At 63.0% G+C, this 6,084-nt stretch carries 6 protein-coding genes; 4 read left to right on the top strand and 2 right to left on the bottom strand.

Annotation, left to right across the window (positions count from 1 at the left end; all coding sequences use genetic code 11):
* Positions 1–44: 44 nt before the first annotated feature.
* On the bottom strand, positions 45–434 hold the full coding sequence (locus tag D3P35_RS25465; protein WP_118138741.1) for an HNH endonuclease signature motif containing protein: 390 nt from the start codon (positions 432–434) through the stop codon (positions 45–47).
* A 388-nt stretch (positions 435–822) separates the two neighbouring features.
* Between D3P35_RS25465 and D3P35_RS25460 the strand changes: the two genes are divergently transcribed.
* The 4 genes from D3P35_RS25460 (at position 823) to D3P35_RS26440 (ending at position 5,142) form a co-directional block, all read left to right on the top strand.
* A complete protein-coding gene (locus D3P35_RS25460) occupies positions 823–1,656 on the top strand; it encodes a helix-turn-helix domain-containing protein (protein ID WP_118138740.1) in 834 nt (277 codons plus the stop codon).
* The gene (locus D3P35_RS25455; protein ID WP_118138739.1) at positions 1,653–2,651 is read left to right on the top strand and encodes an ArsJ-associated glyceraldehyde-3-phosphate dehydrogenase; all 999 of its coding nucleotides are present in this window, start codon (positions 1,653–1,655) and stop codon (positions 2,649–2,651) included. The genes D3P35_RS25460 and D3P35_RS25455 overlap by 4 nt, the downstream gene beginning before the upstream one ends.
* Positions 2,648–3,925 carry an organoarsenical effux MFS transporter ArsJ gene (arsJ, locus tag D3P35_RS25450; protein ID WP_118138738.1) on the top strand — a complete coding sequence of 426 codons (1,278 nt, stop codon included), beginning with the start codon at positions 2,648–2,650 and terminating at the stop codon, positions 3,923–3,925. The genes D3P35_RS25455 and arsJ overlap by 4 nt, the downstream gene beginning before the upstream one ends.
* A gap of 626 nt (positions 3,926–4,551) precedes the next feature.
* Positions 4,552–5,142, top strand: coding sequence for a hypothetical protein (locus D3P35_RS26440; protein WP_157982337.1), 591 nt, complete (start codon positions 4,552–4,554; stop codon positions 5,140–5,142).
* Between the two features lie 64 nt (positions 5,143–5,206).
* On the opposite strand, the gene D3P35_RS25445 is transcribed toward D3P35_RS26440, so the two are convergent.
* Positions 5,207–5,917 (bottom strand): hypothetical protein, encoded by a 711-nt coding sequence (locus D3P35_RS25445; protein ID WP_118138737.1) that lies wholly within the window; start codon positions 5,915–5,917, stop codon positions 5,207–5,209.
* Positions 5,918–6,084: the final 167 nt, after the last annotated feature.

Genomic DNA, 6,084 nt, shown 5'->3' with positions numbered 1-6,084 from the left:
GGCAGAAGGGGCCAGGGGCCAGAAAATCGACCACCCCCGGGTGGTCAGCGGCGCGGGCCGGCGAACCCGACCTCGCGCGCGGTCTTGCGGGAATGGCAGGGTCGGCAGAGCCCTTGCCAGTTGCGCGGATCCCAGAACAGGGCGGCATCGCCGCGATGCGGCGTCACATGGTCGACCTCGGTTGCCGCCTCGACCAGCCCGAGCGACTGACACTCGGCGCAGAGCGGGTGCACGGCGAGGAAGCCGAGCCGCGCCCGCTTCCACCGCGCCGTGCCGTACCACTCGCGCCCGGCCATCCCGCGCCGCGCCTGGTCGGCCCGGGCCTTGCGGTGCTGCTCGGCGCTGGTATCGGTGCGGGTGTGCTCGGCACAGCGGGCGGAGCCCTCGGCCGCCAGCGACTGGCAGCCGGGCGCCGAGCAGATCTTGCGGAGCATGCGACCCCCCGGAAACGCGAGCGCCCGGCGCGATCTCTCGCCCGGGCGCAGGTTCTAGAAGTTATCGATCTGCTACTCTAAAGCCGGATTAAGCGTCAAGAGGGGGAAGGAGGGTTGCAGTCGGTGAAGTAGTGCGCGGGTCAGCAGCGCGCACGAAGCGGACCTGCCGAGCGGGAGAGGTCTCTCTCGACTCACTGTCGCATTCGGCCCTTTCCGGACATTCGCCAGGTCGGGCCTCGCTGCGGTGCAATCCCCAAGCCGGTTCTCCGCAGTCTCGTGTAGCCCGCTCTCGCCAGTCAAAGTCAGCGGTGCTGACTGCCTCGACGGAAGCGGGCCGTTACAAAACCTTCACTTGGCGGGCAATCTGTAATTCATTATTCCATGAAATATGGAAAAAGAGATTCCCAGCCAACTGTCCACCCTCGGCCATCCTCAGCGACTGGCGATTTTCCGGTTGCTGATGCGCCGATACCCTGACCGTGTTCCGGCCGGGGAGATCGCCTCCACGCTTGGCATAAAGGCGAGCACCATGTCCACCTATCTGTCCGCGCTGACGCGGGACCAGCTGGTGGAACAACAACGGGCAGGCACGTCGCTTCTCTACGCGATCAACATGATCACGATGCAGCGGCTGTTCGGATACCTGTTCAGCGATTGTTGCCGTGGCCGTCCCGACATCTGCATGTCTTCCAGCACAGGAGCCGTCCCAATGCCTGACCGCAAATTCAGCGTCCTCTTCATCTGCGTGGGCAACTCCGCGCGGTCCATATTCGCCGAGTCTCTCCTGCGCAGTGCCGCTGGCGATAGATTCATCGCGTATTCTGCAGGAACCCGACCGGGGACCCAACTCAATCCCTTCGCTGTGCAACTCCTGCAGGACAAAGGGCACGACACCTCCGTCCTGCGCTCGAAGGACGTGTCCGAGTTTTCTCGCCCCGATGCGCCGCAGTTCGACTTCGTCTTCACGGTTTGTGACCAGGCGGCTAACGAGGAATGCCCCGCTTGGGAGGGGCAGCCAGTGAGTGGTCATTGGGGTATGCCGGACCCGGTCAAAGTCGTAGGAACCAATGCTGAAAAAGCGCTGGCCTTCCAACAAGCCTACGGGGGGCTCAAGCACCGGATCGAAGCCTTCGTCGCCCTACCGATCGAGACCCTGGACCGCATTGCATTGCAAAAAGCCGTGGACGACATAGGCCGCGCCAGCCCCGAGACTCTGGCATGACCACTTACGCACTGAACGGCCTCGGTCGCATGGGCAAGCTCGCCCTGAAGCCTCTTCTTGAAAGCGGTGCCAAGATCGCTTGGATCAACGATGCCGTGGGCGACCCGGAGATGCACGCGCATCTGCTGGAGTTCGATACGGTCCACGGCCGCTGGGATGCCGCGTTCTCGCACGACGACGAAAGTGTTATGATCGGCGGCACGTGTCTGCCGTTCATCGGCACCAAGGCGATTGCCGACCTGCCGCTCGAAAATGTCGATGTGGTGATCGACTGCACCGGCGTCTTCAAGACCCCGGACAAGATCGCGCCCTACTTCGATGCGGGTGTGAAGAAGGTCGTGGTTTCTGCCCCGGTCAAGGATGGCAACGCGGCCAACATCGTCTATGGCGTCAACAACGAGACCTATAATCCCGCCGAGCACCGAATCGTCACCGCGGCTTCCTGCACCACCAACTGCCTCGCGCCGTTGGTGAAGGTGGTTCACGAGACCTTCGGCATCAAGCATGGCTCGATCACCACGATCCATGATGTGACCAATACCCAGACTATCGTCGACCGTCCGGCAAAGGACTTGCGTCGCGCGCGGTCTGCGCTCAACTCGCTGATCCCGACGACGACCGGCTCGGCCACCGCCATCACCTTGATCTATCCGGAACTGAAGGGCCGTCTGAACGGCCACGCGGTGCGAGTGCCTCTGCTCAATGCATCGCTGACCGATTGCGTTTTCGAACTGGAACGTGAAGTCACGGCGGAAGAGGTCAACGCTGCCTTCGAGGCTGCGGCCGATGGCCCACTGAAGGGCATCCTCGGCTATGAGACGCGTCCGCTTGTATCGACTGATTACACCAACGATCCGCGCTCCTCGGTCATCGACGCGCCCTCCACGATGGTGATCAATGGCACGCAGCTGAAGGTCTACGCTTGGTATGACAACGAATGGGGCTATGCCAACAGGCTGGTCGACGTGGCACTGATGGTCGGGGCTTCACTGTGAGTAACGCTGCGCACGCCCGTCCCGAAGGGCTGTCCGCCTATATCGCCGTCACGGCGGCCTATTGGGCCTTCATGCTGACAGACGGCGCGCTCAGGATGCTGGTTCTGTTGCATTTCCACACGCTGGGCTTCAGTGCGGTGCAGCTGGCATACCTGTTCATCCTCTATGAAGTCGCGGGGATGATTACCAACCTTGCCGCAGGCTGGATTGCCCTGCGGTTCGGTCTGACTTCGACGCTTTATGCCGGGCTCGGGCTACAGGTGGTCGCGCTGCTCGCGCTGGCGCAACTCGATCCGGGCTGGAGCATCGCGGCCTCAGTGGCCTTCGTCATGTGCGTACAGGGGCTTTCAGGCGTGGCCAAGGATCTCGCCAAGATGTCCTCGAAATCGGTGGTGAAGCTGCTGGCCCCTTCGGGCGATGGCGGACTGTTTCGCTGGGTCGCGGTTCTGACGGGCTCGAAGAATGCAGTGAAGGGCTTAGGCTTCCTGCTCGGGGCAGCGATACTGGCGGTGCTTAGCTTCGACTGGGCCGTGCTGGGCATGGCCATCGTCCTCGGCGTGATCCTCGTCGCGGTAATGCTGTTCATGCCTTCGGGCCTGCCCAAGGGCAAGAAGGGCACCAAGTTTTTCGAGGTATTCTCGAAATCGGCCAACGTCAACTGGTTGTCTGCGGCCCGCGTATTCCTGTTCGGAGCGCGTGACGTCTGGTTCGTCGTAGGCATCCCGATCTACTTCTATGCGGTGCTCTCGGACGGCACCGAGGAAGGAAACCGCGCTGCTTTCTTCATGATCGGCAGTTTCATGGCGGTATGGGTCATCCTCTACGGGCTGGTGCAGGCCAGCGCACCGAAGATCCTGCGTGCGGCGAGCCGCCCGGAGGGCGAGTTGATCCGCGCGGCGCGGGGTTGGGCTCTTGCGCTCTTCGTCGTGCCCGCCGCGTTGACGGTGGCCGTTGCGCTCTCGCCTGCGCCACAGACTTGGCTCACGGTAACGCTTGTCGTGGGCCTGCTGGCGTTCGGTGCGCTCTTTGCCGTGAACTCTTCGCTCCACTCCTACCTAATCCTCGCCTTCTCGAAATCCGAGCGGGTCACCATGGATGTAGGCTTTTACTACATGGCCAATGCGGGCGGTCGTCTGATCGGCACGCTCCTCTCCGGCCTGACCTACCAAATCGGCGGGTTGACCCTCGTTATGGGCACGGCGGCCGTCATGGTCGTCCTGGCGGCCCTGACCTCGGGTTGCCTGACCGATCAGACGAACCAAGTGACGGCATGAGCATATTCGAACGCTACCTGACCGTCTGGGCCGGGCTTGCGATGATTGCAGGTATCCTGATGGGTCAGGACGGCCCTTGGCTTGTGTAAGCCATTGCCCCGACCGAGGTCGCGAGCATGAACCTTGTCGTGGCCGTGCTGATCTGGGCTACGGCCTACCCGATGATGTTGGGCGATTGGACTGTCGCCGCAGCGAAAGTCTGCAATCCGCCCAGAGTCCACCTTCGTGCCAGGCGCAACGGATGACCGGTGTTGCCCCAAGGCAGTCATTCCAACGAGGTGCAACGAATTTCTGTTCCCGTCATCATTCGGATCGCCCAGGTCGGGCCTCGGCCATGAATGCGGCGCGACGTTGCGCAGCCTGCAGAGGCCCGGACAGAGGGCACGGTTAGTTTGATACTGAGGAGAATCACGGAAGATGGCGCAGCTCATAAGAGAGGCTCGCCATCATGTACCAAACCAATACCGTTGCCTATCGTACCGCCTTCGCCGAATACCTTCGCAGGGGAACGCCGATCCGATGCTTCGAATAACAGGTGAAACTTCATTCGAATTCAGCGACATTTTTGAAGACTCACTCGATATCGGCATCGAGCCCGGCGGCACGCCCTGTCAGATCACCGGCAAATGGACAGCGATTTTCCCGGCGGGGGCGTTCCGGAACGCAACGCGCAGCGCGTATCGCGTCGTCGACCAGTAATGACGCGAACGCATCTATGCGCTTTATTCCGTCGCGTCATGCTTGGCGCTGTCGGGCTGTTTTCGCTCTGGGCCTTGGTTGCAGGTGCGCGATGGGCGACCGGATTTCAGGACTCGGTAGCGCTGCCGAACGGCATGCAACTGGTTCGGGAGTTCGACTGGAGCCGCCATGGACGATGGACCCTCCTCGCTACGGATGGCAAACGCGCCCTGGTACGTACTGTCGAGTTCAACTGCTTCAATGACCGCTACATCTTCGTGCGATCCTACGACGGAGCAATGGATGGACTGTACGACGCGAAGACCGACGGCAGGCTGCCAATGGAATATTCGGAAGCCATGAACGTCAGCGACCTCCGTGACATTCGCGGAGGATGCAACGGCTATTTAACGGGATGGCTCGGCCCGGAACTTCTGCTCAAAGATGGGCGAAAGCCGTTCGTCCTGCCGTGCGCCTGGCGAAACATTGGAAACGCAGCCCTCCTCGACCGAACGTGGTTCGACCGGCCCTGCGACTAGGGAGACAGGCACGCATTCGAGCCAAAAGCGATTGATGGCGTTGCGTCGAAACCTGAGTGGGCGCCTACTGCTTTTGCACAGTGCCATTCCACGCAGCATCCACAGCTCTCAGCGCTGCACAGAGGATATCTGCGGCGGATCGGCAGGCTGCGCTACCCTCGGCCCAGCCGTGGCAGCGAAGGACAGCTCGCACGCTCTGACCCTCGACACAAGTGCCGTTGAGCAGGCTGAGCGCGGTGATCTCGGTTCGGCGCGCAAATCCTGCAGGCGAACGCGCCAGGTGCTTCGGGCCGAGGTCTGCCATGCTCGCAGCTGTAGTGCGCCTGGCTACGCGCCGCTTCGGCGCGAGCCGCTCCAGGCTCCCAACTGCCCGATGCGCCTGGTCGAGCTTCCTCTGGATCGCAATGCGCCGCAGCGCCGCCCGCAGCTGCATCACCTGAGGGCTTTCGGATGTACCGCCATTCCCCTCCCGCACCAAGCTATCCACTGTAGGCGAGGCCGACGCGAGCTCGCTCAGCGCACCGTAGAGCACCCCCACCTCCACCAGATGCGGCGGCAGGTTCATCGCCCGTAGTGGCCGCACCAGCGTCACATGCCCGGCGAAGGTGATCCGCTCGCCGCCCTCCCAGATCTCGATGGGCACCCACTCGCCGCGCGCGCCGCCATACTGGCGCCGGGTTCGGCGCGGGCTGATGCGGCGGGAGCGGGTGGTGGGGCTTCCCTCAAGGCCGGCGCGGATCTCGGCCACGGTCTGCTTGCGTCTCGGTTTCGCCATCACAGGCCCTCCGCTTCGATCTCGCCGCGCACCAGCTGCGCGGCTACGCGTTCACGTCGCTCCCAGGAGGCCCGGAAGGCGGCTTCGTCGGGGGTGAGCACCTGGCCGGCGGCGAGGCGCTCGGAGATCACCTGCAGGCGGCGGCGCTCCTCGGTGGCGGCCTCGCG

The sequence above is a fragment of the Oceanicella sp. SM1341 genome (genome assembly GCF_003448965.1).
In the GTDB taxonomy this organism is placed as follows: Bacteria; Pseudomonadota; Alphaproteobacteria; order Rhodobacterales; family Rhodobacteraceae; genus Paroceanicella.
The sequence above is the reverse complement of the archived record's forward strand: the minus strand, read 5'-3'. Positions and strand labels throughout refer to the sequence as shown.